The organism is Asticcacaulis sp. AC466, from assembly GCF_000495815.1.
Classification (GTDB): domain Bacteria; phylum Pseudomonadota; class Alphaproteobacteria; order Caulobacterales; family Caulobacteraceae; genus Asticcacaulis.
This window is the reverse complement of the sequence record NZ_AWGE01000006.1, coordinates 341,786-365,726: the sequence shown is the minus strand read 5'-3', so window position 1 is coordinate 365,726 and position 23,941 is coordinate 341,786. Positions and strand designations below refer to the sequence as shown.

The 23,941-nt window shown below is 60.7% G+C and carries 22 protein-coding genes, 1 tRNA gene and 1 pseudogene; 14 read left to right on the top strand and 10 right to left on the bottom strand.

The genetic code is table 11. The features are described 5' to 3' along the window. Positions 1–68 precede the first annotated feature (68 nt). From hemC to AEAC466_RS30445, 5 genes are all read left to right on the top strand, one after another. Positions 69–1,010, top strand: a complete 942-nt coding sequence (hemC, locus tag AEAC466_RS30470) for a hydroxymethylbilane synthase (protein ID WP_023457587.1) — start codon at positions 69–71, stop codon at positions 1,008–1,010. Between the two features lies 1 nt (position 1,011). After that, on the top strand, positions 1,012–1,758 hold the full coding sequence (locus AEAC466_RS30465) for a uroporphyrinogen-III synthase (protein ID WP_023457586.1): 747 nt from the start codon (positions 1,012–1,014) through the stop codon (positions 1,756–1,758). A gap of 101 nt (positions 1,759–1,859) precedes the next feature. Beyond that, positions 1,860–2,834 (top strand): COG4223 family protein, encoded by a 975-nt coding sequence (locus AEAC466_RS43690; protein WP_023457585.1) that lies wholly within the window; start codon positions 1,860–1,862, stop codon positions 2,832–2,834. Continuing rightward, complete coding sequence (locus AEAC466_RS30450) at positions 2,831–4,381, top strand: heme biosynthesis protein HemY (RefSeq protein WP_023457584.1); 1,551 nt, start codon at positions 2,831–2,833, stop codon at positions 4,379–4,381. Before AEAC466_RS43690 ends, AEAC466_RS30450 begins: the two co-directional genes overlap by 4 nt. 83 nt (positions 4,382–4,464) lie before the next feature. Then, a tRNA-Thr gene (locus AEAC466_RS30445) sits at positions 4,465–4,540 on the top strand. Between the two features lie 187 nt (positions 4,541–4,727). On the opposite strand, the gene AEAC466_RS30440 is transcribed toward AEAC466_RS30445, so the two are convergent. Continuing rightward, positions 4,728–5,213 carry a rubrerythrin family protein gene (locus AEAC466_RS30440; protein ID WP_023457583.1) on the bottom strand — a complete coding sequence of 162 codons (486 nt, stop codon included), beginning with the start codon at positions 5,211–5,213 and terminating at the stop codon, positions 4,728–4,730. 161 nt (positions 5,214–5,374) lie between these two features. Between AEAC466_RS30440 and AEAC466_RS30435 the strand changes: the two genes are divergently transcribed. The 4 genes from AEAC466_RS30435 to AEAC466_RS30420 are packed head-to-tail and all read left to right on the top strand — an operon-like array spanning position 5,375 to position 8,306. Beyond that, positions 5,375–5,704, top strand: coding sequence for a PepSY domain-containing protein (locus tag AEAC466_RS30435; protein ID WP_023457582.1), 330 nt, complete (start codon positions 5,375–5,377; stop codon positions 5,702–5,704). After that, a complete protein-coding gene (locus AEAC466_RS30430; RefSeq protein ID WP_023457581.1) occupies positions 5,697–6,266 on the top strand; it encodes a cytochrome b/b6 domain-containing protein in 570 nt (189 codons plus the stop codon). The genes AEAC466_RS30435 and AEAC466_RS30430 overlap by 8 nt, the downstream gene beginning before the upstream one ends. Further along, on the top strand, positions 6,241–6,936 hold the full coding sequence (locus AEAC466_RS30425; protein ID WP_023457580.1) for a response regulator: 696 nt from the start codon (positions 6,241–6,243) through the stop codon (positions 6,934–6,936). The genes AEAC466_RS30430 and AEAC466_RS30425 overlap by 26 nt, the downstream gene beginning before the upstream one ends. After that, complete coding sequence (locus tag AEAC466_RS30420) at positions 6,933–8,306, top strand: sensor histidine kinase (RefSeq protein ID WP_023457579.1); 1,374 nt, start codon at positions 6,933–6,935, stop codon at positions 8,304–8,306. Before AEAC466_RS30425 ends, AEAC466_RS30420 begins: the two co-directional genes overlap by 4 nt. 118 nt (positions 8,307–8,424) lie before the next feature. On the opposite strand, the gene AEAC466_RS30415 is transcribed toward AEAC466_RS30420, so the two are convergent. Next, positions 8,425–9,504 carry a polysaccharide deacetylase family protein gene (locus tag AEAC466_RS30415; RefSeq protein WP_023457578.1) on the bottom strand — a complete coding sequence of 360 codons (1,080 nt, stop codon included), beginning with the start codon at positions 9,502–9,504 and terminating at the stop codon, positions 8,425–8,427. 691 nt (positions 9,505–10,195) lie between these two features. Here AEAC466_RS30415 and AEAC466_RS30410 point away from each other — a divergent pair. Together AEAC466_RS30410 and AEAC466_RS30405 are read left to right on the top strand one after the other, a co-directional pair. Further along, entirely contained in the window at positions 10,196–12,544 is a 2,349-nt protein-coding gene (locus AEAC466_RS30410; RefSeq protein WP_031238481.1) for a sialidase family protein, read from the top strand. Positions 12,545–12,723: 179 nt separating this feature from the next. Then, entirely contained in the window at positions 12,724–14,430 is a 1,707-nt protein-coding gene (locus AEAC466_RS30405) for a glycoside hydrolase family 43 protein (RefSeq protein WP_052025090.1), read from the top strand. 104 nt (positions 14,431–14,534) lie between these two features. Here AEAC466_RS30405 and AEAC466_RS30400 read toward each other — a convergent pair whose 3' ends face one another. Beyond that, a complete protein-coding gene (locus tag AEAC466_RS30400; protein WP_035429488.1) occupies positions 14,535–15,302 on the bottom strand; it encodes a class I SAM-dependent methyltransferase in 768 nt (255 codons plus the stop codon). A gap of 93 nt (positions 15,303–15,395) precedes the next feature. On the opposite strand from AEAC466_RS30400, the gene AEAC466_RS30395 reads away from it, so the two are divergent. Next, a complete protein-coding gene (locus AEAC466_RS30395) occupies positions 15,396–16,169 on the top strand; it encodes a helix-turn-helix transcriptional regulator (RefSeq protein WP_023457574.1) in 774 nt (257 codons plus the stop codon). Positions 16,170–16,242: 73 nt separating this feature from the next. Here AEAC466_RS30395 and AEAC466_RS30390 read toward each other — a convergent pair whose 3' ends face one another. From AEAC466_RS30390 to AEAC466_RS30365, 6 genes and pseudogenes are all read right to left on the bottom strand, one after another. Then, positions 16,243–16,575, bottom strand: a complete 333-nt coding sequence (locus tag AEAC466_RS30390) for a hypothetical protein (RefSeq protein WP_155913548.1) — start codon at positions 16,573–16,575, stop codon at positions 16,243–16,245. 129 nt (positions 16,576–16,704) lie between these two features. Then, positions 16,705–17,052, bottom strand: a complete 348-nt coding sequence (locus tag AEAC466_RS30385) for a hypothetical protein (RefSeq protein WP_052025078.1) — start codon at positions 17,050–17,052, stop codon at positions 16,705–16,707. Positions 17,053–17,211: 159 nt separating this feature from the next. Continuing rightward, the gene (locus tag AEAC466_RS44995; RefSeq protein ID WP_023457571.1) at positions 17,212–17,442 is read right to left on the bottom strand and encodes a hypothetical protein; all 231 of its coding nucleotides are present in this window, start codon (positions 17,440–17,442) and stop codon (positions 17,212–17,214) included. Positions 17,443–17,599: 157 nt separating this feature from the next. Then, positions 17,600–17,656: pseudogene (locus tag AEAC466_RS45195) on the bottom strand (hypothetical protein); the annotation flags it as partial. A 240-nt stretch (positions 17,657–17,896) separates the two neighbouring features. Next, positions 17,897–18,496: a DUF2939 domain-containing protein gene (locus AEAC466_RS30370; protein ID WP_023457569.1), complete on the bottom strand. Its 600-nt coding sequence runs from the start codon at positions 18,494–18,496 to the stop codon at positions 17,897–17,899. A gap of 61 nt (positions 18,497–18,557) precedes the next feature. After that, positions 18,558–19,010, bottom strand: coding sequence for a hypothetical protein (locus tag AEAC466_RS30365; protein WP_023457568.1), 453 nt, complete (start codon positions 19,008–19,010; stop codon positions 18,558–18,560). A gap of 152 nt (positions 19,011–19,162) precedes the next feature. Here AEAC466_RS30365 and AEAC466_RS30360 point away from each other — a divergent pair, with 152 nt between their 5' ends. Continuing rightward, a complete protein-coding gene (locus tag AEAC466_RS30360) occupies positions 19,163–20,059 on the top strand; it encodes a peptidylprolyl isomerase (RefSeq protein WP_023457567.1) in 897 nt (298 codons plus the stop codon). 185 nt (positions 20,060–20,244) lie between these two features. Beyond that, on the top strand, positions 20,245–22,155 hold the full coding sequence (locus tag AEAC466_RS30355; RefSeq protein ID WP_235074202.1) for a putative bifunctional diguanylate cyclase/phosphodiesterase: 1,911 nt from the start codon (positions 20,245–20,247) through the stop codon (positions 22,153–22,155). A gap of 9 nt (positions 22,156–22,164) precedes the next feature. Here the strand turns inward: AEAC466_RS30355 and AEAC466_RS30350 are convergent, their stop codons facing one another. Continuing rightward, the gene (locus AEAC466_RS30350) at positions 22,165–23,799 is read right to left on the bottom strand and encodes a long-chain fatty acid--CoA ligase (RefSeq protein ID WP_023457565.1); all 1,635 of its coding nucleotides are present in this window, start codon (positions 23,797–23,799) and stop codon (positions 22,165–22,167) included. Between the last annotated feature and the right edge of the window lie 142 nt (positions 23,800–23,941).

Below are 23,941 nucleotides of genomic sequence, written 5' to 3'. Positions count from 1 at the left end.
CCCCGTCATATGGTCGCACGTCAAGTCTTTTGCATTGCCACCCCGTCATAAAGTGCTAGGAAACGCGGATGACGAAGCTAAAAATTGGCACCCGTGGATCGAAACTGGCCCTCACGCAATGTGGATGGGTGCAAAGGCAGATCGTGGCCGCATTGGGCGGCGACCCCGCCCTGGCCGATGAGACGGCCCCCCTTATCACCATTTCCACGGCCGGCGACCGTATTCAGGATCGCCGCCTGATCGAAGCCGGCGGCAAGCAGCTTTTCACCAAGGAAATCGAGGACGCGCTGCTGCGCGGCGACATCGACGTGGCCGTCCATTCGCTGAAGGACATGCCCGCCGCCGATATTCCCGGCCTGTCTTTGGCGGCCATTCCCGTGCGCGAAGACCCGCGCGATGCGTTTCTGAGCCTCAATTACGGCACGATAGACGACCTGCCACAGGGCGCGCGCCTGGGGACGGCCAGCCTGCGCCGCCAGGCCCAGATGCTCAGCATCCGCCCGGATCTCGAAATCGTCATGACGCGCGGCAATGTCGATACGCGCCTGGCCAAGCTGAAGGCGGGCGACTGCGACGCCATGCTGCTGGCGGCGGCAGGCCTGAACCGCATGGGCCTGAGCGACCATATCCGTTCCTATATCAATCCCGACATTCACGCCTCCGCGCCGGGCCAAGGCGCCCTGGCCATTCAATGCCGCACCGACGATCTGGGCGCCGGCTGGATGAAGGCCCTGCACCACGAAGCCACCTTCCTGTGCGTACAGGCCGAACGTGGCGCGCTCGAAGCGCTCGAAGCATCGTGCCGCACGGCAGTGGGCGCCTATGCCGCCCTGACCGGCAGCCAGTTGACCCTGTTCGTCGAGGCGCTGAGCGCCGATGGCCGGACCCGTTGGCAACGACGCGAGACCCTGCCCAATCCCGATGCCCTGTCCGCCCGCAATCTCGGCCTGCGGCTGGGCGTGGACATCAAGGCGGAGGCTGGCCCCGATCTTATCCAGTACGAAGGCTGATATGAAAACCGCCGTCTGGATTACCCGCACGGCATCGGGCGCGAACCGCACTGCGCGCGCCATAGAGGCAAAGGGCTATGAGGCCATTGTCGCCCCCGTTCTTCAGGTCCAGCCGCTAAAAGCGATCATCGATCCGCACAGCTTCGATGCGGTCATCGTCACCAGCCGCAATGGCCTGTCCGGCTTCACCGCCCTGTGTGCGCGCCGCGCCGTGCCTATTTGGTGTGTCGGTGACGCCACGGCCGAAGCGGCGCGCGCCGCCAAGTTCCAGGAAGTCATCAGCGCCGGCGGATCGGTTGACGATCTGGTGGATCTGATTGATCGGCAGGGCGACCGGCATCTGCGGTTCCTGTATGCGGCGGCGAAGACCCCGGCGGCGGCGCTTACCGACCGGTTGCGAACCCTCGGTTTCACGGTAACGGAGGTGGCCGTCTACGAAACCCAGCCCGTGCCCGCCCCCCTTGTCCCGGCCCTTCTCTCTCGGATCGGCCCGATCCTGCTTCATTCCGCGCGCGGCGGACAGGCCGTCGCAGACATCCTGATCCGGCATCACGATAAAATTGCCTTTCGTGATCTGAGCTTTATCTGTATTTCTGAGGCGGCGTGGCAGGGTGTGGAGACGACATTGCGGGCGGCCCGGACTCCGGAGATTGAAAAATCTCTGGCCGAGGGGATCGCGCATCGCATTTCCCCGTTCCCAGACGAAGCCGCCATGCTTATGCTGTTGGACGAAAGCGCCTCCCGATAAAGTCCCGGTACTTTTCGGATGAGACGCCCGGCCAGACAAAACGTGGCGCGGCGCCGGAGATCATGTCCCCGTCATAGCGCCAACTCATACGGGAAGAGACCATGAGCGATCCGCTACCCCCCACCGATGCCGATACCCGGCCTACCGGCGCGGACGCCGTACCCCCGTCTGATCCCGTCGATTGGCAGGAAACGAAGAGCGCGCTGAAATGGCCGATGATCGTGCTGTTCGGCCTGCCCATGGTGATCCTGGCCTGCGGTCTCCTCCTGTTCTTCCTGTCCTATCGCATCAAGCCGTCGGCGGTGCCCGTAAAGCCCGCAGCCGTCGCCACCGCACAGGCCCCACAGGCCGACAAGGACGCGCAGATTGCCGAGCTCAGGCGCCAGATCGCCAGCCTGCAAGGACAATTGGCGCACCCGGCCGATCCCGCCGCCCCCACCCAGCCGCCAGTTTACACCGCCGACCCGACCGCCTTGACTCAATTGTCGGCGCGTCTGGACCGGATCGAAGACAATCAGCGCGTCCTGGCCAAGGCAACCGCCTCGGCCTTCGCCGCCCGCACCCTGCAACTGGCCGCCAAAAACCAGCAACCCTTCCTGTCCGAACTGGCGGTGGTCGAGGCGGGACTCGATGATGCGTCCCTGGCGGCCGCCCTGCGGCCCTATGCCGAAAAGGGCGTGCCAAGCGAGATTACCCTGGCGGTCCAGTTTCCCGCTGCCGCCGCCAAGGCCAATATCGCCGCCAAGGCGTCCGGCCGCGAAGACAGCCTGATCGACACCATCCTGCACGCCATCGGCGGCTTTATCAGCATCCGCCGCACCGATAATCCCAACGGTCAGGGCACCCAGGCGGTGTTGCAACGCGCCGAAATACGCCTCAATGGCGGCGACCTGAAAGGCGCGGTTGCCTATCTCGATACCCTGCCGCCCGCCGTGCAGTCGGCGCTTGGCCCCTGGCTCGAGCAGGCCCGGGCGCGCGTTCTGGTCGATGATGCGACCCGGCGCATTTCTGAAACCGCCCTCAATCGATTAAGCCAGATGACGCGCGAACCGCTCAACAACGGGGGCGTTCTGTGATTCGGACCCTTCTCATCCTGCTCGGCATTACCGCACTCCTGGCCATCGCCATCGCCGGCGTAAGCGACCCAGGGCAAGCGTCGCTCACCTGGTTGAACTACCGGATCGATACCTCGGCATCGGCCGCGGTGATCATTATCGGTGTCCTGGCCTTCTGCGCCGTCAGCTTCTGGAACGTCGCCCTGTGGCTGTCGCGATCGCCTCAGCGCGCCGAACGCAAGCGCGCCGCCGTCCGCCGCAAGCAGGGCGACGAGACCCTGACGCGCGGTTTCATGAACGTGGCCAGCGGCGACGGCACCGAAGCCCGTCGTCAGGCCGCCAAGGCGCTCGACCTGTGCGACAATATCGTCCTGGTCCGCATCCTCAGCGCCATGGCCGCCGAACAATCCGACGACGATGTCGCCACCAAGGCCGCCTATACCGCCATGCTGAGCGTACCGGAGCTGAAGCTGGCCGGGCTCAGGGGGCTTATGAAGCTGGCCAAAAGCCGCGGCGAAAAGGCCGAAGCCATCAAACTGGCGGGCGAAGCCTATAGCCAGCCCAAGCCCAGCATGTGGGCTTTCGAAGCTTTGTTCGAAGCGCATCTGGAAGCCGGCGAATGGGCCGAGGCCCTGGCCCTGATCGACGGGGCCCTGACACGAAAGCTGATCTCACCGCTGTTTTCCGAACGCGCCAAGGCGTCACTTATGGCGGCGTCGGCCGCGCGGCTGGAAACGGCGGACGAAGCGTCGTCGCGCGACCAGGCCCTGGACTACGCCCAGCGCGCCGCCAAGCTGCAACCCGCCTTCACGCCCGCCGCCGTCATTGCCGCCCGCCTGCTGGGCAAGGCAAAGAAGCTCGGGCGCGCCGAGGACGTGCTGGAAGCCTCATGGGCCGCCGCGCCGCATCCGGCAATCTGGCTCACCTATCGCGACCTGGTTTCGGACGAGACACCGAAGGAGCGTGCACGCCGCCTTCAAGGCCTGATCGACCGCAATCCCAAACATCGCGAAAGCCGCGTGCTTCAGTTGGAGTGCGCCCTGCTGACCGCGTCCAAACCGGATATTTCGGAGGCGGTCGCAGCCCTGGCCGACCATGCCGCAGGTGACAACGTCACCCGGCGAATCACCGGCCTGATGTCGCGCGCCGCGCAAGCGCTGGGCGATCACGACGGCGCCCGAAGCTGGGTCGCCCACGCCGCCCAGGCCAAGGGCGAACCGGAATGGTCCGACATAGATGCCGAGGCGAACGCGTTCGCCTACTCGGCCTCGGACTGGAGCGATGTAATCCTGACCTTCGCCCAGAAGGGCGTATTGGCGCATCCACGCTATGAGCGCGGCGAAAAGGGCCTGCCTGAGGTGCCAGACCTGTCCTCGCGCTACGTGCCGTCCATGCCGTTCATCAAGGGCGCCAAGCGGACAACAGTCCGCGCCGTTGATCTGCCCCAACCGGACGCTGTCGATCACTATGACGCCGCCATTACCGGCCAGGATCTGGACGAGGTCGTAGCCTTACCGCCAAAGCCCACCCGTGCGCGAAAAGCCGCCACACCGAAAGCGAAGAAATAATCGCATCAGGCCTTGGCAAGGCGATATGAGCCGTGTAAAGAAACGCGCCTGTTCGCGGGGCAAGTCCCTCGTTCTGTTTCCGGGCCGCTTTAGCTCAGCCGGTAGAGCACCTCATTCGTAATGAGGGGGTCAGGTGTTCGAGTCACCTAAGCGGCACCACTACCTAGTTCGCCAGAGTCCGCGAATGTTTGAAAAATTCAATAAAATCTGCTGCTTTAGACACTAGCTGGCCGCTAGTGTCCGCACCCGTTCGCCCGCAATCGGATGGTTCTGGGAGCATGATTACGCCGCCGCACCTTACGGGCGGCGGCGTAACCGGCTAGCAAACGGGCAGCCAGCGGGGGAGCTATTCTGCGAGTTTGTCCAGCGCGGCCTTGTATTGCGCATAATGGTCGCCTTCGTCGGCGGCGATCTGGCGGAACATCGCCGCGGTATCGTGGTCGCCGTCCCGGTCCGCCTGGCGCGCAAAATCCAGGTACATCTTCGTGTTTTCGTAATGCTCACCGGCCATGGCGTCGCGCAGGTTCGCGTCGTTGGTCCCGGCAAGCCCCAGCATCGCCTGTTCGCGATCGAAGTGTTCGTTGCCTTCGACGTCCGCCGCTTCCCGGAACAGCTTTGCCAGTTCAGGCTTGCCGCTGGCTTCCGCCTTGTCGGCGTAGGCCTGGTATTTCAAATGGGCATAGGCCTCGCCGTGCATGGCGGTCTCAAGGTTTGCTCGTGTCTGGGCGCTGAGCGGTCTGGCGCTTGCAGAACCTGCAAGGATGACACTGATTGACAGGGCGGCGACAGCGGCGCCCGAAGCAATTTTAGCAAAAGAATACGTGTTCGACATTGTCCGGCTCCGTTTCAAGTTAACTGCCCCTAGTTTAAGAGTCGCTCCTGATAAAATCCTGACACCCTCGCGCATTCTTATTTTTGAAGGCGTCAGGGCTTTGTCAGTGCGGTTTGGTATCGTCGAGTCATGCCGGATTTCCCGGCGACGGAGACAGCAATATGAAACGCACCCTGATCATGGCGACCATCGCCGCCGGTCTTTTGGCCGCTACCGGCGCCGCGGCAAGTCCGCAATGTACATCCGAACCCAAGAGCAAGTGGCTGAGTGAAGCCGCGATGAAGGCGAAAATCACCCAAAGCGGTGAATACCGCGACATCAAGGTCTTCAAGGTCAGCGGCAACTGTTACGAAATCTACGGGCACACCAAGGATGGCCGCCGCGCCGAGGTCTATTTCAACCCGGTGACCGGCGTGCCCGTCGAGAAGAATATTGACGGGAGCAAGGGCCACGAGACCGGCGAAGAGAAGAATGAGCGCGAAGATGACTGATGCAAAACCCATTCGTGTGTGGGACCCGGTTGTCAGGCTCTTCCATTGGAGCCTGGTGGCCGGTTTCACGCTCAACATGTTCGTATGGACGGACGGAGCGTTGCTCCACCGATATATCGGATATGCGTTGCTTGGCTTGATTGCGGTCCGGCTTGTCTGGGCCTTGATCGGCACGCCCTACGCCAGGTTTTCCAGCTTCGTACCCACGCCAGGGCGCCTGTTCGACTATATCGGCAAGCTGCTGAGGGGGCGCGAGCCGCGCTATGTCGGCCATAACCCCGTCGGCGCGCTGATGATGATTGCTCTCGTCGGCCTCATGGCCGGGTGCGGTCTCACGGGGTGGATGATGGAAACGGACGCCTTCTGGGGAAATGAGGCGGTTGAGGAAGTCCACGAAACCCTGGCCTGGCTGATCCTGGCCCTGGCGGGGCTTCATATCGTCGCGGCCGTCATCGAAAGCTTCCGGCATCGCGAAAACCTGATACTGTCCATGCTGACCGGGCGCAAACGCGCGCCCGTCGCCGAAGATGTCAATCATGCGCCTGCTGCTGATCGAAGATAATCCCCGGCTCAGCGAGCTGGTAAGCGGTGGCCTAACGACCGAGGGGTTCAGCGTCGATGCCTTCGCAACGGCGGCCGACGCCACTCTGGCGCTGCGGGCCGCCGATTACGATCTTATCCTGCTTGACCTGGGCCTGCCGGACGGCGACGGAATTGTATTGCTCGACGGCTGGAAGCGACGCGCCGCCCTGACAACGCCGGTTCTGGTGATCACGGCGCGGGACGGCCTTGACGACCGGGTCACGGGCCTTGATGCGGGCGCGGACGACTATCTCGTCAAGCCTTTCGCCATGAAGGAACTCGTCGCGCGATGCCGGGCATTGTTGCGGCGTCCCGGTGCGTGCCTCGGCACCGAACTGGAGGCGGGCAATGTTCGCCTCGACGTTCGCAGCCATGCCGTCGCGATTACGGGGCGAACAATTTCGATGCCCTTGCGCGAGCAGAGCCTGCTGGAAGTGCTGATGCGCCACGCCGGTCAGGTCGTGGCTAAATCCGTCATCGAACACTCTCTCTATCCACTTGGTGCCGACGTTACGCCGAACGCGCTTGAAGCAACGATATCGCGGCTGCGCAAGCGGCTGGCTGCCGCCAGTGCCGACGTCCGCGTCCATACCTCGCATGGCATCGGCTACGCGCTCCTGCCGGACGCCGCACCGGAGCGCCTGACATGACGTCCAGCAGTTGGAGGCGTGATTTTGCCGCCATTCTCAGGCCGGCTTCGCTGTTCGGCCGCATTGTCCGTCAGTTTCTGCTGATTACCTTCGTCTTTGCGGCGCTCGACCTTGGAATCGTGGTCATTCAATATGCCGGAGACCGCGAGGAACTGGCTCAGGACCTGCTAGGTAAACGCGCGCACCAGGTCGAAGCGGCTTTGAACGCCAGCGGCCCTTCGTCCGCCACCGCAGCTATCGCCAGCGACACGACACGCACCCTGTTCCAGGTGCTGGCGCCTTCCGGGCAGGTGATGGCAACAAACGATCCCGCCGGAGCGATGGGGCCGATGCGCCCCCCCGCCCACCTGATCACAGCGACTAGCGAGCGCCGGTACGGTCGCTATTTCGTCATTGACGGCATTCGGAGGATCGCGATCGGGGGCCAGCCCGCCTGGATCTCGCTGCGTGTCGAAGGTTCGGGCTTCTCCCCGTTTCTGCCCGTGATCGGCGACGAAATCGTCGACCACGTCGCCATGCCGCTGATTCCGCTGGCTGTCCTGACGCTGCTCCTGAACCTGGGGCTCGTCAGACGGGTCCTGACGCCATTACGCACGGCAGTCGCCGAAGTCGAGGCGCTGGACCCGGCGGAGGCGGGCCGACGCCTGAGCGTTCCCGCCGCGTCCGAGGAAATCGCCATATTGGTCACCGCGATCAACAAGGCGCTCGGGCGAATGGACGAGGCGATGGCGACGCTGCGTGAGTTTACCGCCGACGCAGCTCACGAACTGCGCACCCCTTTGGCCATTCTGGCGCTTGAGACCGAACAGATTCCCGGAGACGATCCTATAGTGGCCCGGGCACGCGAGAAGCTGAGTGCTGATATTGCCGGCATGACGCGGCTCGTGTCCCAAATGCTCGATCTGGCACGCGCCCAATCTCTGATCGTGCCGTCTGACGCCGTCGTCGATCTGGCCGAAGTCGCACGGTCCGTGGTGACGGGACTTGTTCCGCTCGCCGAAGCCCGCGGCAAGCATATCCGCCTCGAAACTATAACGACAGCTGCGGTCCGCGGACATGCAGAAGCCCTGTCACGTGGGTTACGAAACCTGGCGGAAAATGCCCTGCGCCATACGCCGCCAGGCACTGAGGTCCTGGTCTCGGTCGGCCCAGGTCCAAAATGCGTTGTCCGTGATCATGGCCCCGGGATCGCTCCTGAAATTCGTGAACGCGTTTTTCAGCGGTTCCACAAGGGCGGCTCGGATGGAACCGGGCTTGGACTCAGCATCGCCATGGCCATAGCCAAGGCGCACGGTGGAAACATCGATATCGACAACGCTCCGGATGGCGGTGCGGCGATTACGCTCAGCTTACCCAAGATCGATATGTAGACGTCCTCCGCCCTCAATCGGTCTTCTACTAGGGCGGCGATGAAAGCCTGGCGGGGCAATGCGGACGTGCCGAGATAGGCGCGCCCTTCACATGCACCTGGACCATGACGTTATGTGCCTACGGCCCAGGTTCCCATGTTAGGCTGCCTGCATCCAGAGAGACCTCATAATAGCCATGAGGGTCCCAGGCGAGCGCTTTTTCGCCTTGCCTCAAGACGCCACCGTCTACGGTCACCCGCACCACACGGCCGGCAGGAAAATGTGGAGGCAGAGTCCAGGACCAGGTCGTGACGCCGTCGCTTTTCGTTTTGGCCGCGTTTTCGACAAGCCGTTCGCCGATCCAGTATGACCCAATATTGACAACGCTATCGATCCACATGTCGTTGCTTTTCGCGTGCTCCATGCTGCCGGTCACGGCGGCGACATTTTCGCCCGCGCCCCAGTTGCTCGAAGTCGGCAACACCGTATGCAACAGAAATATTAGCCACTTGCCTTGTGCTGCGGCGCGATCAAGATCGGCGTTAAAGACCGCAACATCGTCGCCGCCGGGTGGGTTGGGATCGCCGGCATGCGCAACGACTGGCAGGATATGGGGATTCGTGTTGTCGTCGGCACCGACAAGTCCGGGGAAAACGCCACGGGCCAGCAGGAAGCGCGGTTTCACAGCGTCGATATAGTCCGTGTCTCCGAACGGATACGCCATCGTCCAAACGTCCGATTGGCCCAAAGACTTGATATAAGCGTTGGTCTTATCGAGCTCCGCGTCTATAGAAAAACCGTCAGGGCACCCTTTGCGGTCTACGCCACCAAGCTGCGCCGCCCGGCAGTGATGCCAGGTGTGGTTGCCAAGTTCATTCCCCTCGGCCACAATCTCCTTAAATGTCGCCTCGTAGCCATTCTGACCCCGACCATTTGGAACGATATAAAACGTACTGCGGACGTGCTCGGCCTTTATCCGCGGCCAATTTTCGATCTGCGATGGCGAAGAATCGTCGAATGTATAGGACACGGCTGAGCGGAATCCGGCCCAGGGCAAAACTTTTAGATTGGCACGCGCGCCCGTTGGCCTGGGCATTCCCGTCGTAACCTTTGGTTGCGGCAGCGCGAAATTTACGCCAGCCATAGCGCGTTCGCTGCCCCCGAGAACCAGGGTCGCCATCAGCGCCGGTAGCGCTATTGTTAAGAAAAGGCGTTTCATCTTGGATTCCTTAGCCTATCGCTACACGCCGCTCGGGCGCGCCGGCCCAGGGCCGGCCGCCTCGTGCATAAAATTTAAATTTACATATGATGCGTCACGCACTTTCGCAATCGAAATTTAAAAGAACGGCCGCCGTGTCTGGCACGCCGTCGTTTAGCGCTATGTTCGCAGTCCCGACCATTTAAAGCCGGCGTACACGTCAAGTTGCTCACCCAACCGCGTCCAAGTCGGTGGGGCGCCGATACTGCGGGACCGCTAAATCCGGCATTCCAAATTTGCGATTGTAAAATCGGATTATGGCGTTATATGTAAAATAAAATTTTATATATGCCGCCTTCTTGCGGCATGGGCGTTTACCCGGCCCCTTGGGAGGAACCTGTATTGACAACAACCGCAGAGACGCGCGGCATCACGACTGCGAGTGAATCCAGGATGGTTCGCCAGCCTTCCGGAGTGACACGGCCCGAACTGACAGCGAGCACTGGCGCCCATCTGAAAGTACAGGCTGGTCTGGATTCCAATCGGTCATGTACGGCGCGATCAAGGTCCACCAGAAACGCGATCTCGAACCAAGAATGTACTCACGTCACCCGACGAGAGACGCCGTTCGACGGCTGAATTAGTATTTTTCGATAATCCTGCGGCATCAAATTCTAACTGCGTGCCGGCCCCTTCAGACCAGGTAACCTTCATGACCACGTGCAGCAAACGACACTTTGTTCTTTCGGCGCTCTCTGCAACCCTCCTCACTGGTTGCGGTGGAGGCGGGAGCGGAAGTAGTGGCGGCGGTAACAGCGGCGGCACCGGTGGCGGTGGCGTTGGTGGCGGTGGGGGTGGCGGCACACCTGAGGTGACGACTTGGAGGAACGCGAAAATTGGCGGCGGTGGTTACGTCACCGGCCTGATTTTCCACCCGAATTCTGCAAACCTGTTGTACGCGCGAACCGACATTGGCGGTGCGTACCGGTGGAACCAATCCACGAAGGCCTGGATAGCACTCACTGACAGCTTTGGTGCGCGAGAAAGCTTTTTTCAGGGCGCCGAGAGCATTGCCCTGGATCCGAACGACGACCAACTGGTCTACATGAGTACCGGCCTGTACAGTTCGGCTGACGCGACCGCCCGGCTTTATATTTCCAACGACCGCGGCGACCATTGGACATCCGTCAACCTGCCCTTCTCTGCGGGTGCGAACAACAGTGGGCGGGCCATCGGCGAACGAATGGTGGTCGACCCCAACAAGCCATCGATCTTGTTCTACGGCTCCCGAACGGCCGGGCTGTGGACTAGCACCGACTCCGGCCGCACCTGGGCCCAGGTGACGTCGCTGTCGAGTACAAAGATGAGTTCCGCCCAGATCAGCGCTGCGGGCGGCAGCGCGGTAGGTGTTGAACTGATCGTGTACGATACTGGCACCAAGGGCACCGGCACCGCGACACAAGTCCTTTACGCCGCAATTGCCCCCGACTACGCGGGCGTGGCAGGGCTTGGCGCGAACCTGTACAGGTCCGGCGACGGCGGCTCAACCTGGACGCCGGTATCCACGCCGGTTTCCGGCTACCATATCCCGCACATGGTGCGTGCAGCCGACGGCGTGTTTTACGTCGTGTTCTCTGTCGGGAAGGGGCCCGGCACCGCAGGCCCCGCCCGCCTCTACAAGTTCGACGGGACTAACTGGACGTTGATCAACAGCACAAACGCGTTCGGCTACGGAGGCGTGTCCATCTACGGTAGCGGCGCGACCACGCGAATCGCTTTGGGTGTCAGCAATTCCTGGGGCAACTACAGCGGCCAGCAGGTGGTGCAGTTGTCCGACGATGACGGCAATACGTGGCACGAGATCGAAGCTATGATGCCTCGTACGCCGGCCGATGTCAGTTACTCCGGCTGGGTGGACGACATCGAGATCGACCCATTCGATCGCGATCACATCCTTCATATTCATGGAGGTGGGATAGTTGAGACCCGCAACGCGTCCTCGGCCACGCCTAGCTGGGCTCCAATCGTTGACGGTATCGAAGAGAACGCCGTCGCGGATCTTGCAACGCCGCCGCCAGGCGCGACATACACCGTTATCAACAGCGCGGGCGACATAGGGACGTGGGTCCACACCGATCTTACCAAGACGCCAACGTTCGGCCCAAGCAACCAATGGAACAGCGCTTTTTCCGCCGACATGGCCTGGTCCGATCCTCAATACATCGCTACCATTGGTGCGGCGAACTGGAACAACAACGCCGGCACCGGCTTCTGGTCCGGTGATGGCGGCAGGACCTGGACGTCGTTTGCAGCCCTCCCGTCCGGGGCCACGACCAACCCGTCCTACGAAGCCAGCATTGTCGTCACGGAACGCAACAAAGCGGTGTGGGCTCCGTCCAATTCTGTACCGTCGTACACCATCAACAACGGCGCCAGTTGGGTGTCCACGAATCTGCCGACGCTGCCCAGCGTTGGCACCGGCATAGGTCGAGGATACCACCTGGCGGCTGATCGCAGGAACCCGAACAAGGTCTATGCGTACGACTCGGGAGGCCACTGGTGGGGCACGTCGGGCAAGGTCTATGTCTCCGGCGATGGCGGCCATACCTTCACGCTCAGTCCTGGCTCGGTGGCGGCGGGCTTGGCGCCCGGCTACTTCGCAAATACCTCTCTGGCGGTAAACCCCAATGTGGAAGGCGACCTTTGGCTGGCCGACGGCAACGCCATTTACCACTCCACCGATTCAGGGGCGACCTGGCAAAAGCTTAGCACCTTCGCGTCAATCTTTGGCAGCAACCAATGGGCCGATGTGCAAGGTGCCACCGCAGTGGCGCTTGGTAAGCCGAAGGCCGGCGCCATATATTCGGCGGCAATCTACGTCGTGGGCGTGATCAACGGCGTATGGGGCGTGCACCGATCAGACGATGGTGGCGTCACCTGGACGCGCTTTAACGACGACGCCCACCAATTTGGCGGCATCGGCGTGATCGCAGCTGACCAGAACGTCTATGGTCGTATCTTTGTTGCCGGCAACGGCCGCGGAGTGCTCTACAGCACATAAATGAACGAGACAGGCCAGGCCCAGGGCTCATTAAAGCCAGAAGCAGCAGGTTGCGGCGATAAGAATTGTGGAGGAGACGGTGTGTGTGCGCAGGTCCTATCTTGTATGCAAGTCGCCGAGCTAAGGGCGCGATGCCGGTCCTTACTGCCGGCTGAAGCCGCCAGTCGATGGAAACGCCGATGATCAGGATCGCCGCTATTTCGGCCATCGCTTTCGCTTATGCCGTGCCCCACGGCGCCGGTGCCGGCGACGCCAGCATTGCCTATTTCCGCTATGTTGGTCGCAGCCAGGAAAGAATTAGTCTGGCGCCCGGGCAATACCGCAACCCGATCGTATCGGGCTATGCGCCAGATCCCAGCATTGTTCGCGTGGGAGCGGACTATTATCTGGTCAATTCCAGCTTCACCAACTTCCCCGGATTGCCGATATACCACTCCCGCGATCTGGTGACCTGGCGTCACATCGGCAACGCCATCGACCGCGCCGGCCAGTTTGACTTCGCGGGCCAATATGTTTCGGGCGGCATCATGGCACCCGACATCTCCTATCACGATGGCACCTTCTACATCGTCAGCACAAATAACCGGAATTTCGTGATAACGGCAAAGGCGCCGCAAGGGCCATGGTCGGACCCCGTCTGGTTGGATTTTGCCGGCATTGACCCGTCATTGTTCTGGGATGATGACGGAAAGACCTATGTCGTAAACAACGGTCCTCCCGATGGTCCCGCCAAATTTCCCGGACACCGTGTCCTGTGGCTTCAAGCGTTCGACCCGGTCGCCAAAGCCGTGACCGGGCCGCGCATCCCCTTGGTTGGAGGGGGGGATAATCCGCCGCATCTGTTCTGGCCCGAAGGGCCGCACCTTTTCAAAAAGGCCGGATGGTACTACCTGATTGCTGCCGAAGGCGGCACGGGACCGGACGAGCATCATTCAGAAATCGTCTTCCGCGGCCGCAAAATCGACGGACCCTACGAGGCTTTCAGCGGCAATCCGATCCTCACTCAGGCCGATCTGCCGGCGACGCGGCCGCACCCGGTCGAAGCCGCCGGTCATGCAAAGTTTGTCACGACGCCGTCCGGAGATTGGTGGGCGGTCTTTCTGGCGGCGCGCGCCTACGCTCCGGGGGTCTACAATATCGGACGGGAAACCTACCTGTTGCCAGTCAAATGGTCAGACGACGGATGGCCAACCCTACTGGACCACGGAACGGCGGTGCCCTTCGCCGTGGACAAGCCTGCATCGACAGAAGCGACTGAACCTGGGGCGCCTCAAAACAGCGATTTCTCCTATATTGATACCTTCGATGAGACGCACCTGGGCTTGGGCTGGATGGGTGTCCGGGTGCCGGCCAAGACCTTTTTTCGTCTTGACCATGGCCGTCTGGTCATGGCGCCCGGACACCCTGTCGGAGACACCTCCGCAACGCCCGCCTTCATTGCTCGCAAGCAGGCTCACGCCATAGCGGAGGTATCGACCGCGCTGGCCGATTATGAGCCCGACCACGATGGCGATCGCGCAGGTCTTGTCGCGCTCCAGAGCGACGACGCCTATCTTTTTCTCGGCGTGATCAAGGTTCAGGGCGTGCGGCGGGTCGCCGTCATGCGCCGTGAAACGGCGGGCGATCCGCAGTCGGGGCGCATGGTGTCGTCGGCCGTCCTGCCGCGCTGCGCGCGAACAATCCGCCTCAGGCTGAAAATCGACGGCGGTGCGCTCAGCGCGTCGTACGCCTGGGGCGAACAGGGATGGAAGCCCCTTTCGCCTGGCGGAGACGCGACATTCCTCAGTACCAAAAAGGCCGGAGGCTTTGTTGGAACGATTATCGGATTGGAGAACGAGGCCAATCCGTCGAACCGCCCAGCCCCCTCCGCACTGCCGAAACCTTAGGCCGCCCTTGCGGCCCCTTGCGACAGCATGACAGCCCTTTCTGTTTTAAATTTTAGCCGGGCTGTCGTGACCGCTATATTTTGACCAACCCGGCGCTCTCCCAATCACACCGCTCTCGCCCAGAACAATCCTGTTTGCAGCTCGAACGATCCGTCCGCCGAAATTTTCAGCGCCTCGCGCACCTCGGCCGGCGCCTCGTCCTCCAGTGTGCGGATCATGCCGATGCGCTGCGGCGACGTTCGCATCCGTCCGACCCAGGAGCTGAATTCCAGCGGCAGACGATAAGCCGCTTCCTCGACCAACTGAAATCCCGATGCCCCTATCAGCGCCCTCCACTGCGAAGCCTTCAGGTTGCGGATATGTGAGCGATCGCGCAGCAATTCCATCGTCTGCAAATGCGTATTGACCAGGTCATCCTCGTCGCCGAGCACATCGATCATCAGCAGATAGCCGCCCGTCTTCACCACACGACGCATCTCGCGCATGGCGGCCTCAAGGCCCAGCCAATGATGGGCGCTGTATCGCGAGGCCACAACGCAGAAAGCACCCTCGTCGAAGGGCAGGTCACCGGCGCTTGCCCGCACGGCTTCAATGGTCTGCCCGCGATCATCTGCGCCCTGGCGGACCGCGTCCAGCATCCCCGGCGATGGATCGGCGGCGACCACGCGTGACAGATGTGGCGACACCGCAAAACTGAGATGCCCTGCGCCGCAGCCAACATCGAGTAACTTGCCGGTCTCACACGGAATGGCGGCAGCCACGATAGCGGCCGCACGCGCGAGATCCTCTCCCGCGGCATGGACAGTGCTTAGCAGGTAGGCCTGGGCCTGGGGATCAAATTGGTTCTGGATGGTCTGGCTATGGTTTGTCATGCGGGTCTCCATCTGCATTGCCCCATCCATAAACCTCCTTTATGGAGGTACAAGTTAACTCGTTATCCTATTATAAAATGCAATAGCCCGGCCATGACCAAACCCAATGAGTTAGGCGACTTTATCCGTAGCGTGCGGGAACGGTTGCGGCCGGAGGACTTCGACCTGCCGTCGGGGCCACGCCGCCGCACACCCGGACTGCGCCGCGAGGAGGCAGCCGTCCTGTGCGGTATCAGCCCGACCTGGTTTACCTGGATCGAACAGGGGCGAACGACGGGTATTTCCCATATGAGCCTTATGGCCATGGCACGCGGCTTACGCCTGTCGAGGAGTGAGCGCGCCTATCTGTTCACCCTGGCCGGGCATGTGGTGCCGGCCTCGGTCGATGGAGACATTCCGGACATACACGCGCTGGCGCCGCTCGTCGGCGTGATTCGTGCCCCGGCCTATGTGCTCGACCATCACTGGGAAATCGTAGCGTGGAACAGCGAGGCAGACGACCTGTTTGACGGATGGCCGGTGCCGAGTGGCCCGGAGGGTGGGCGTAACCTTCTGCGCTATGCCTTTACCTCGCCCCAGGCCCGAGCGCTGATAGATGACTGGCCCGAGCGCTCACGACGGCTGGTCGCAGAATTCCGGGCGGATACCGCATCCCTGCGCGACGACCTGCTACTGCAAAGTGTGATTGACGATCTCTGCGCCGAAAGCCTTGCCTTTGCCGCCGCCTGGCATTCGCAGGAGGTCCTGGCGCGTGAGGGCGGAACCCGACGCTTTTTGCATCCGCGCCATGGGCGGCTTGTTTTCGAGCAGTTCACCTTGCGGCTAGCCAATTTCCCCAATCTGAAACTAATTACCCTGGTGCCATAGTCGCCCAGGCGTCAACTAACGCCCATCGCGCGCGAAAATGCAGTGATCGCGACTGGGAGCTTCCAAACCATGATTAAATATTCGGTTTTGACGATTTTCGGGAAGAGCGCCGTGAAGTGAAGCGCTGCCATTCCAGCACGATCATACGGATAAAGAGGGGCAGCAGCAGGCAGTAGCCCCCGAACAGGCCTGCGGCCGTGATATAGGCGACAAGGCTCATCTGCCGGGCGGTGTAGAAGGCGACGTGCGTCAGAACCGCAAGCACCGTGAAGGCGGCGCAACAGGCCACCCAAAGCGCGCGCGTGCGTTCCGAATAATAGAGCAGGATCAACATGGTCAGAACATCGATGCACACCACGACCGGCCCCGGACCATGGCCGGCGTTGCTTTGCAGAAACGTGCTCAATATCCAACTGACAGCAATAATGGCGGCTCCGTATCTTTCAACGGAACCGCCGCGCCAAAAGGCGTAACCACAAACAATAATTGCAAGGACGTGCGAGAGGATCGCCCACGTATATATCATTCTCGTCCTTTATGCCGCGACGTCTTCGCCCGGCGCGCCTTCCCAAACAATGCCATCGCCTGGCGGCTTTTGATAGCCGCCACCTGTCGCAACGGCGCCGCAGCCAATCTGCTTTTTGACCGCATCAAGATGTCCATGAGCACGAACCATCGCGCCACGCGCCCTCGTCAGAGCGGTAATAGCTTCGGCGACCTCGCACAAGGCATCCTGACCGATAACGGCCGATAGTCGGGAATCCACACGCATACGACTGAGACTGCTGGCCAAGCCCGCCGTATCCGCCAGGGCTTGCTCAATGGCATTTTCAGACAGTATGAGTTGCTCGGCGCCATACAGCACCATATCAGATCGCTTCATGTCATCTCCCAAATCAGTTGCGCCAACCGGCGAAGTGCGTGATTTGCTGAATAACCTGTATTATGCCAGCGACGGCGGCGACTATGCCCCCCACAAATATGAGGCTAATGATCGCCAAGACCAGCACGAAACCTACCCATTGAGCAGGCGACAGGGTATTCAGCCATCGAGTAAGCCAACCCTTTCGTCCGTCAACCAGGCTATCGCTGACACCAGCGTGTAGATGGCTTTTTCCGTTCCCACCTGCATATTGATCGTGCGCACCGTATTGATCGTCTCCGATACGTGGTGCGACTTCTGCGGGTCGGCCAGCATTTTCAGAACCATGTCCAGTTCGTCGTAGCTGATGCTGAGGTAATTCTGTTGGTCGGGGTGATATAGCTTGCTCATGGGCCAACTCTGGCAGATCCACAGCCGGGTCCGATATCCCTATCGGTGGGGGTCGGTAATCGATAGGGAGGCCTGCGGCGGCTTCATATTCGATAAGCATCCGTGCGGCTTCGCGACTGGTTGCGACACCAAGCCGTTTCCGCGCCTCTTCGGTGTGGGTATCGACCGTATGTTTGCTGATATTGAGCGCGCGGGCGACTTCCTTCGCCTGCATATGCTGACCGACCAAGCGAAGGATTTCCTTCTGCCGTGGCGACAGGCTGTCCAGCGCTGATGCTTTGTCTGTCAACGACCCATTCCCCGAATGATCATTCTGATATCAGATCTAAAACGAAGTGTAATCCGGATTCGCGGATGGGTATAGTTTTGTTGTTAGCGCTCACACACTGTCACGTGTATCGCTTCGCGGCTCGACCGATGCCGACGCACACGATTCACCCGCCGCATATACCGCCTACCCCGCGTTTTCGGGCGTCAGAAGCGCCTCAGGCAATGCGACCTTGACCAGCTTCCATGAGAAAAAGTTGCGGCGTTCAAAAACAAAATCGATATGCTGGGCCGGCTTGGATTTTGGCGCGGCGGACGCGCGAAAGCGGTCCATGGTCACATAGCTGTAGCTGTGAACGGTATTGTCATCGGCCTGCGAGGACGTCGGCGCAGGGGTAAGCTCCGTCTTTGAGGCGTCAGGCTGGCCGGGAGCGGCCGCAGGCTTCGCGGTCGCCATGGCGGCGATGCCGCCGGGCGTAACCATGGCATCCACGGCCCGTTCAGCGAGAGCAGGCACCATCATTTGCCCAAGACCGGCGAACGGGTTGTCTTTTAGTTCAGGATCGTTCTGCATTTTGGCCGTCAGCATGGCCGTTAGCTGAGACTTCAGCCCATCGCGAACGGCGGGGAAATCCACCAAGGCTTCCAGCTTGTCCTTGTTGCCGGCCTTAGCCGCATCTGCCAGCGCTTTAGCCGCGAAATAGGGCGAAGCAAGATAGGCTCCGCCGATCGAAACCACCACTATGCCGGCCAGTGCCGCCGCGATCCATGTTCCCGTCTTGCGCATATCGTACCCCCGAAATAATCGCGGTAACGGTACACATGGCAATCACAACTGTAAATATTGTTTAGTCTTTTGTCACCAGGTCGGTGAGCGTCTTGTGTGCCTTATTGAACGGCTGGTCGCCACGGCGGCGGCGTGGGGTGTCGTTGAGCACTGACCGGCGCATCGACTGCACCGTCATCGGGATCATGACCAGGGCCACGCCAAAGGCATCCGCCAACCAGTCGGCCATATCGCCGTCGCGACCGGTCATGGTCTGGACAACCTCGACCAGACCACCGCCGACGAGACATAGCAGGGCCACATCCCACTTCCGCAGCTTGGGCAGCGCTAATATGGCCAGGCAGGTGATAACGAAGGTGGAGAGGACGTGGGCTTCCTTGTCCGTCAGACCGATACGGGCTTCCTGACCGCCGAACGGGCCGAAGGCCAGAATCCCCGCCGCCATGGTCAGCACCACAAGGCAGATACGGATCATCAGGGTCATTTTTTCAGCGCGGGTCATGGGCGGGAACATGCGGCATCTCCTGTATTTCTGTTGCGCAAGATTAACGCAGGAGTGCAAAAAGCTGGTAAAGTATTAGGGTTAACAATTTGTCTTTCGGTATTTTCTGCTTGCGACCCCCAGGTTAGGGGTTAGTCTCCGGAAAGACATCTCCGAGGGGTTCCATGATCAAGCGCATTTTGCTGGCGGGCTGTGCCGCCCTGTTTCTGTCCGGTTTTGCCCCTGTGACGCAGCGAGGCTCGAAAGAGGCCCCGTCGCCCCAGGAAGTGCTGGACGCAGCCCCCGCGGCGGCCTGGATGGACGTGAAAGCTGACGACATCGTGGTCATGACGCTCGCCGACGGCTCCGTGATTGATTATCAACTGGCGCCCGATTTCGCACCTGTCCACGTCGCCAATATCCGGCAATTGGTCCGGTCCGGCTATTTCGACGGCGCATCGATCCTGCGCGTACAGGACGCCTATGTCGTGCAGTGGGGGCGGCCCGACGAAGACAAAACCGAAGCCAAGGGCATCACCGCCACGCCGCCGGCAGAATATGACTTCGGCACCAAGCTGAAACTCACCCCCCTGCCCTATGCCGATGCCTATGCCAAACAAACCGGACACATCAAATCATGGCCCGTAGCGACCGATGGCAAGACGCGGTGGCTGGTGCATTGCTATGGCATGATCGGCGTGGCGCGCGATGTGGCGCCCGATACCGGCTCCGGCACCCAGCTCTATACAGTGATCGGCCATGCGCCGCGTCACCTCGATCGCAATCTGGCGGTCGTGGGCCGCGTGCTGAAAGGTATGGAGCTATTGACCGACCGGCCGCGCGGCACAGAAGAGCTCGGTTTCTACAAGGACGACACGCAGCGTATCAAAATAGTATCCACCCAAATGGCGTCCGACCTGCCCCAGGCCGAACGTCCAGCCTTCCAGGTGCTGGATAGCGATACCCCGACCTTCGCCGCCTGGGTGAAGGCGCGGGCCAACCGCTCAGGCGCGTTTTTCGTCCGTCCGGCCGGCGCGGTCGATATCTGCAATGCCCAAGTGCCGGTAAGGCTTCGACCCTGATCACTGTCACACGGTCTAGTTGCCACACACAACCCCTTATAGTTTTTTCTGAAAACTCATAAAGAGATTATACATATCGCCATGTTATCGTATCGGCTGAAAATCAGATAAGAGCAGTCTGACGGAGACTGCCGGTACGGGTGTAGTCTTTGTTTTTTGAGAATTTTTCGCTAAAAAATATATTGTTGTTGTTCCGGGTTCAGACCGACAACATAGATTTGTTGCGCGCCCAGTTCGCGGCCTATTCCAAGCAGATTCCCCTCCTCTATTTCATCTTGTGTACCAATACACTCGCGACCGCCTGGACGTTCGGCCCTCTGGCGCCACGTTGGCTGTGCATATATTTCCCGGCCGCCCTTTGCCTGTTCTGCGTCATAAGGTGGCTGTGGTGGTGGGGGACGCGGGGGGCGGCACTCAGCGACGCGAAAATCATCATGCAGACGCGGCTGACGACCCATTTAGCGGTGGCGCTTACCCTCGTCTTTACGATCTGGGGCCTTTTCCTTTATCCTTATGGCGACCCCTATGCCCGCGGCCAGGTCGTCTTCTATATGGCCCTGACCCTTATCGGCTGCGTCTTCTGTCTGATGCATCTGCGGCCCGCTGCACTGGGCGTCACCGTCACAGCGAATATCCCGTTCATCCTGTTCTTTTTCTTTGAAGGCCATTCCAGCCTAAAGGCGATATCGGTGAACCTGGCGCTGGTGTCGGTGGCCATGATCATCATATTGCTGACCTATTCGCGCGATTTCGCCCGACTGGTTGCCTCCCAGGGCAAAACACGCCGGCTGTCGGATGAAAACTTCCGCATCGCCAATCTCGATAGCCTTACCGGCCTGGCGAACCGTCGCTGGTTCTTCGCGGAACTGCACCGCCAGCAGGCCAGCGCGGCCGCCAGCGGTCGCAGCTTTGCGGTCGGCATCATCGATCTGGACGGTTTCAAGCCGGTCAACGACACCTATGGCCACGCCACGGGCGACCGTGTGCTGACCGAAGCCGCGCAGCGGATTCAGGGGGCGTGCGGCGCCGGCGTCATCCTGTCCCGGCTTGGCGGTGACGAATTCGGGTTCCTGGTCGAAAGCAATCCCGCCCCGGAAGACCTTCGGGCACTGGGTAGCGCCATAAACGATGTCATAAGCCTACCTTTCAGCATTGGCGGCTCTCATGCCCCGCTTGGTTGCTCGATCGGCGTCGCCTTCTACCCGCAATCGGCCGCAACGGCGGATGTATTGTTCGAACGCGCGGATTACGCCCTCTATTACGCCAAGCGCCACCAACGTGGTCAGATGGTCATCTTTTCCACAGAGCATGAAGAACAGATACGCAGTCATAGCGTCATTGAACGCGCCTTACTGTCAGCGGATCTCGACACCGAACTGTCCATGGTCTTCCAACCTATTATAAACCTGACAACCGGCCAGACCGTCGCCATGGAAGGCCTGGCGCGCTGGCAAAGTCCTGCATTGGGCGCGATTCCACCCGATCAGTTCATCGCGATCGCCGAGCGCGCCGGGCTTGTCCGCAGCGTGACGAAAGCCCTGTTGAAAAAAGCGCTCGCGGCGGCAATCACGTGGCCCGACTCCGTTCGCATTTCATTCAATCTGTCGGCCCACGATCTATCCGACGCTGAAAGCGTCGTTCAGATCATTGCCTTGGTCAACCGTTCCGGCATCAATCCGAAGCGCATCGATTTCGAAATAACGGAAACGGCGATGACGCACGATTTCCAGCAAGCCTACGCGGCGGTGCGCACCCTGAAGGCGATGGGCGCGGGCGTATCTCTGGACGATTTCGGCACGGGCTTCTCTTCGCTCAGTCATGTCCATCGCCTGCCGCTCGACAAGATCAAGGTCGACCGCAGTTTCATCACCGATCTGGTGCGTAATCCGATCAGCCTGAAAATCGTCAAGTCGCTGACCGCCCTGTGCACGGACATGGGCCTGGACTGCATCGTCGAAGGCGTCGAGACAGAAGCGCAACTGGCGATATTGCGCGATCTCGGCTGCACGCTGGCTCAAGGCTATTACTTCGCCCGGCCGATGCCAGCCGAAGCGGTTATGGACTATCTCGATGACGCAGAACGAAAACGGGCCTGATCATGCCCTTTACATTTTCTGGGCGTCGGGATGGTTTTCGACGCCGTAGAGTTCGCGCAGGGCCGTTTTCAATATCTTGCCGGTCGCCGTATGCGGAATTTCATCCACAACGATAAAGTCTTCCGGGATCCACCACCGCGCCACAAACGGTTCCACGACCTTGCGCAGCTCCGCCCCGGTGATCGTCTTGCCGGGATGCAAGGCCAGGATAAAACGGGGTCGCTCGCTCCATTTGGTATCGGCGCGGGCGATGACCGCGGCTTCGCGGACACTGGGGTGTTGGAGAGCCAGGTTTTCCAGCTCAATAGAGGATATCCACTCGCCACCCGTTTTGATGACGTCCTTTACCCGATCGACGATATTCATGAAACCGTCGGCATCGATCGTCGATATGTCACCCGTACGGAACCAGCCATCCTTCGTAAACTGATCCCGGTCGTCGAGATTGTAATAGGCCGACGCCACCCACGGGCCACGCACCTCCAGCTCGCCACGTGTCTTACCGTCCCACGGCAAGGCCTTCCCTTCCGCATCGGTGATGCGCATCTCGATTCCGAAGGGGGAACGTCCGGCTTTCAGTTGCAGGGCCATTCTGTCTTCGGCCGGCAAATCGTCGTGGCGCGTATCCAGAACGCTGACGGCGCCCAACGGCGATGTCTCCGTCATGCCCCAGCCCTGAACGGCCAGCGCCTGATGGGCGGCGAATCCGTCGATCAGCACCTGAGGCACGGCGGCCCCGCCGATCACGACACGCCGCATGGGGGCTACGGACTGATTTGTCTGGGCGCAGTGGTTGAGCAGGTTCATCCATATGGTTGGCACGCCGGCGGATACGGTAACGCCTTCACCGCGAATGACCTCCAGGAGACCCGGCCCGTCAAGGCGCGGTCCGGGCAGAACCAGGCGCGCCCCCACCAGCGGCGCCGCATAGGGCACACACCAGGCGTTGACGTGGAACATGGGCACCACCGGCATGACGGTTTCATCCGGTCCGAACCCGAACAGACCCGGCTGGTTGATCGCCATGGCATGCAGAACGGTGGACCGGTGGGAATAGAGCACGCCTTTTGGGTGCCCCGTCGTACCGGATGTATAGCACAGACCCGACGCGGTGCGTTCGTCGAACTGAGGCCATTCGAAAACAGGCGATTCCGCCACTAACAGGTCTTCGTAACATAGGGCACGGTGCAGGATATTGCCCGGCATCTGTTCGCGGCTGCCCATGACCACCACGCCCTTTACCGAAGGCAGGTTCATGATCATGGCCTCGACCAAGGGGGCAAAACACGGGTCGGTGAAGATGTACTGATCCTGGGCGTCGTTGATGATGTATTCGATCTGTTCCTTGAACAGGCGCGGATTGACCGTGTGACACACCATGCCCGCGCCCGGGACGGCGTAATACATTTCCAGATGCCGGTAATTGTTCCAGGCCAGGGTGGCCACGCGGTCGCCGGCTTTAAGTCCAAGCCGGTTCAAGGCATTGGCCAGCTTGCGCGTTCGGACCAGCGCCTCGGCATAGGTATAGCGATGCAGGCTGTGGTCTTCGTTTCGCGAAACGATTTCGGTGTTGGGATGATACTTGGCGGCATATTCAAGAATGGAGGGGATGAGCAAAGGCGCATCCATCATCAGACCCAGCATGGCGTTTCCCTTAATCTGTATGTATCCGACCTCATCTTGCGGGTCTTGCCTTCAGTTAATCAGGAATTGACGTGAAGGTAAACTTATTTTTGCGATCCGCCTTCGGCAGAATGGTTGCAAATTCAACGCAAACGCCTCTAAG

What these genes read in the sequence shown, in the direction of transcription:
- AEAC466_RS30440 (WP_023457583.1), bottom strand. Translation starts at nt 5,213, where the DNA reads ATGTCGAACACGTATTCTTTTGCTAAAATTGCTTCGGGCGCCGCTGTC.
- AEAC466_RS30435 (WP_023457582.1), top strand. Translation starts at nt 5,375, where the DNA reads ATGAAACGCACCCTGATCATGGCGACCATCGCCGCCGGTCTTTTGGCC.
- AEAC466_RS30365 (WP_023457568.1), bottom strand. Translation starts at nt 19,010, where the DNA reads ATGTTCCCGCCCATGACCCGCGCTGAAAAAATGACCCTGATGATCCGT.
- AEAC466_RS30465 (WP_023457586.1), top strand. Translation starts at nt 1,012, where the DNA reads ATGAAAACCGCCGTCTGGATTACCCGCACGGCATCGGGCGCGAACCGC.
- AEAC466_RS30370 (WP_023457569.1), bottom strand. Translation starts at nt 18,496, where the DNA reads ATGCGCAAGACGGGAACATGGATCGCGGCGGCACTGGCCGGCATAGTG.
- AEAC466_RS43690 (WP_023457585.1), top strand. Translation starts at nt 1,860, where the DNA reads ATGAGCGATCCGCTACCCCCCACCGATGCCGATACCCGGCCTACCGGC.
- AEAC466_RS30410 (WP_031238481.1), top strand. Translation starts at nt 10,196, where the DNA reads ATGACCACGTGCAGCAAACGACACTTTGTTCTTTCGGCGCTCTCTGCA.
- hemC (WP_023457587.1), top strand. Translation starts at nt 69, where the DNA reads ATGACGAAGCTAAAAATTGGCACCCGTGGATCGAAACTGGCCCTCACG.
- AEAC466_RS30385 (WP_052025078.1), bottom strand. Translation starts at nt 17,052, where the DNA reads ATGAAGCGATCTGATATGGTGCTGTATGGCGCCGAGCAACTCATACTG.
- AEAC466_RS30395 (WP_023457574.1), top strand. Translation starts at nt 15,396, where the DNA reads ATGACCAAACCCAATGAGTTAGGCGACTTTATCCGTAGCGTGCGGGAA.
- AEAC466_RS30415 (WP_023457578.1), bottom strand. Translation starts at nt 9,504, where the DNA reads ATGAAACGCCTTTTCTTAACAATAGCGCTACCGGCGCTGATGGCGACC.
- AEAC466_RS30350 (WP_023457565.1), bottom strand. Translation starts at nt 23,799, where the DNA reads ATGCTGGGTCTGATGATGGATGCGCCTTTGCTCATCCCCTCCATTCTT.
- AEAC466_RS30425 (WP_023457580.1), top strand. Translation starts at nt 6,241, where the DNA reads ATGCGCCTGCTGCTGATCGAAGATAATCCCCGGCTCAGCGAGCTGGTA.
- AEAC466_RS30420 (WP_023457579.1), top strand. Translation starts at nt 6,933, where the DNA reads ATGACGTCCAGCAGTTGGAGGCGTGATTTTGCCGCCATTCTCAGGCCG.
- AEAC466_RS30360 (WP_023457567.1), top strand. Translation starts at nt 19,163, where the DNA reads ATGATCAAGCGCATTTTGCTGGCGGGCTGTGCCGCCCTGTTTCTGTCC.
- AEAC466_RS30400 (WP_035429488.1), bottom strand. Translation starts at nt 15,302, where the DNA reads ATGACAAACCATAGCCAGACCATCCAGAACCAATTTGATCCCCAGGCC.
- AEAC466_RS30405 (WP_052025090.1), top strand. Translation starts at nt 12,724, where the DNA reads ATGATCAGGATCGCCGCTATTTCGGCCATCGCTTTCGCTTATGCCGTG.
- AEAC466_RS44995 (WP_023457571.1), bottom strand. Translation starts at nt 17,442, where the DNA reads ATGAGCAAGCTATATCACCCCGACCAACAGAATTACCTCAGCATCAGC.
- AEAC466_RS30430 (WP_023457581.1), top strand. Translation starts at nt 5,697, where the DNA reads ATGACTGATGCAAAACCCATTCGTGTGTGGGACCCGGTTGTCAGGCTC.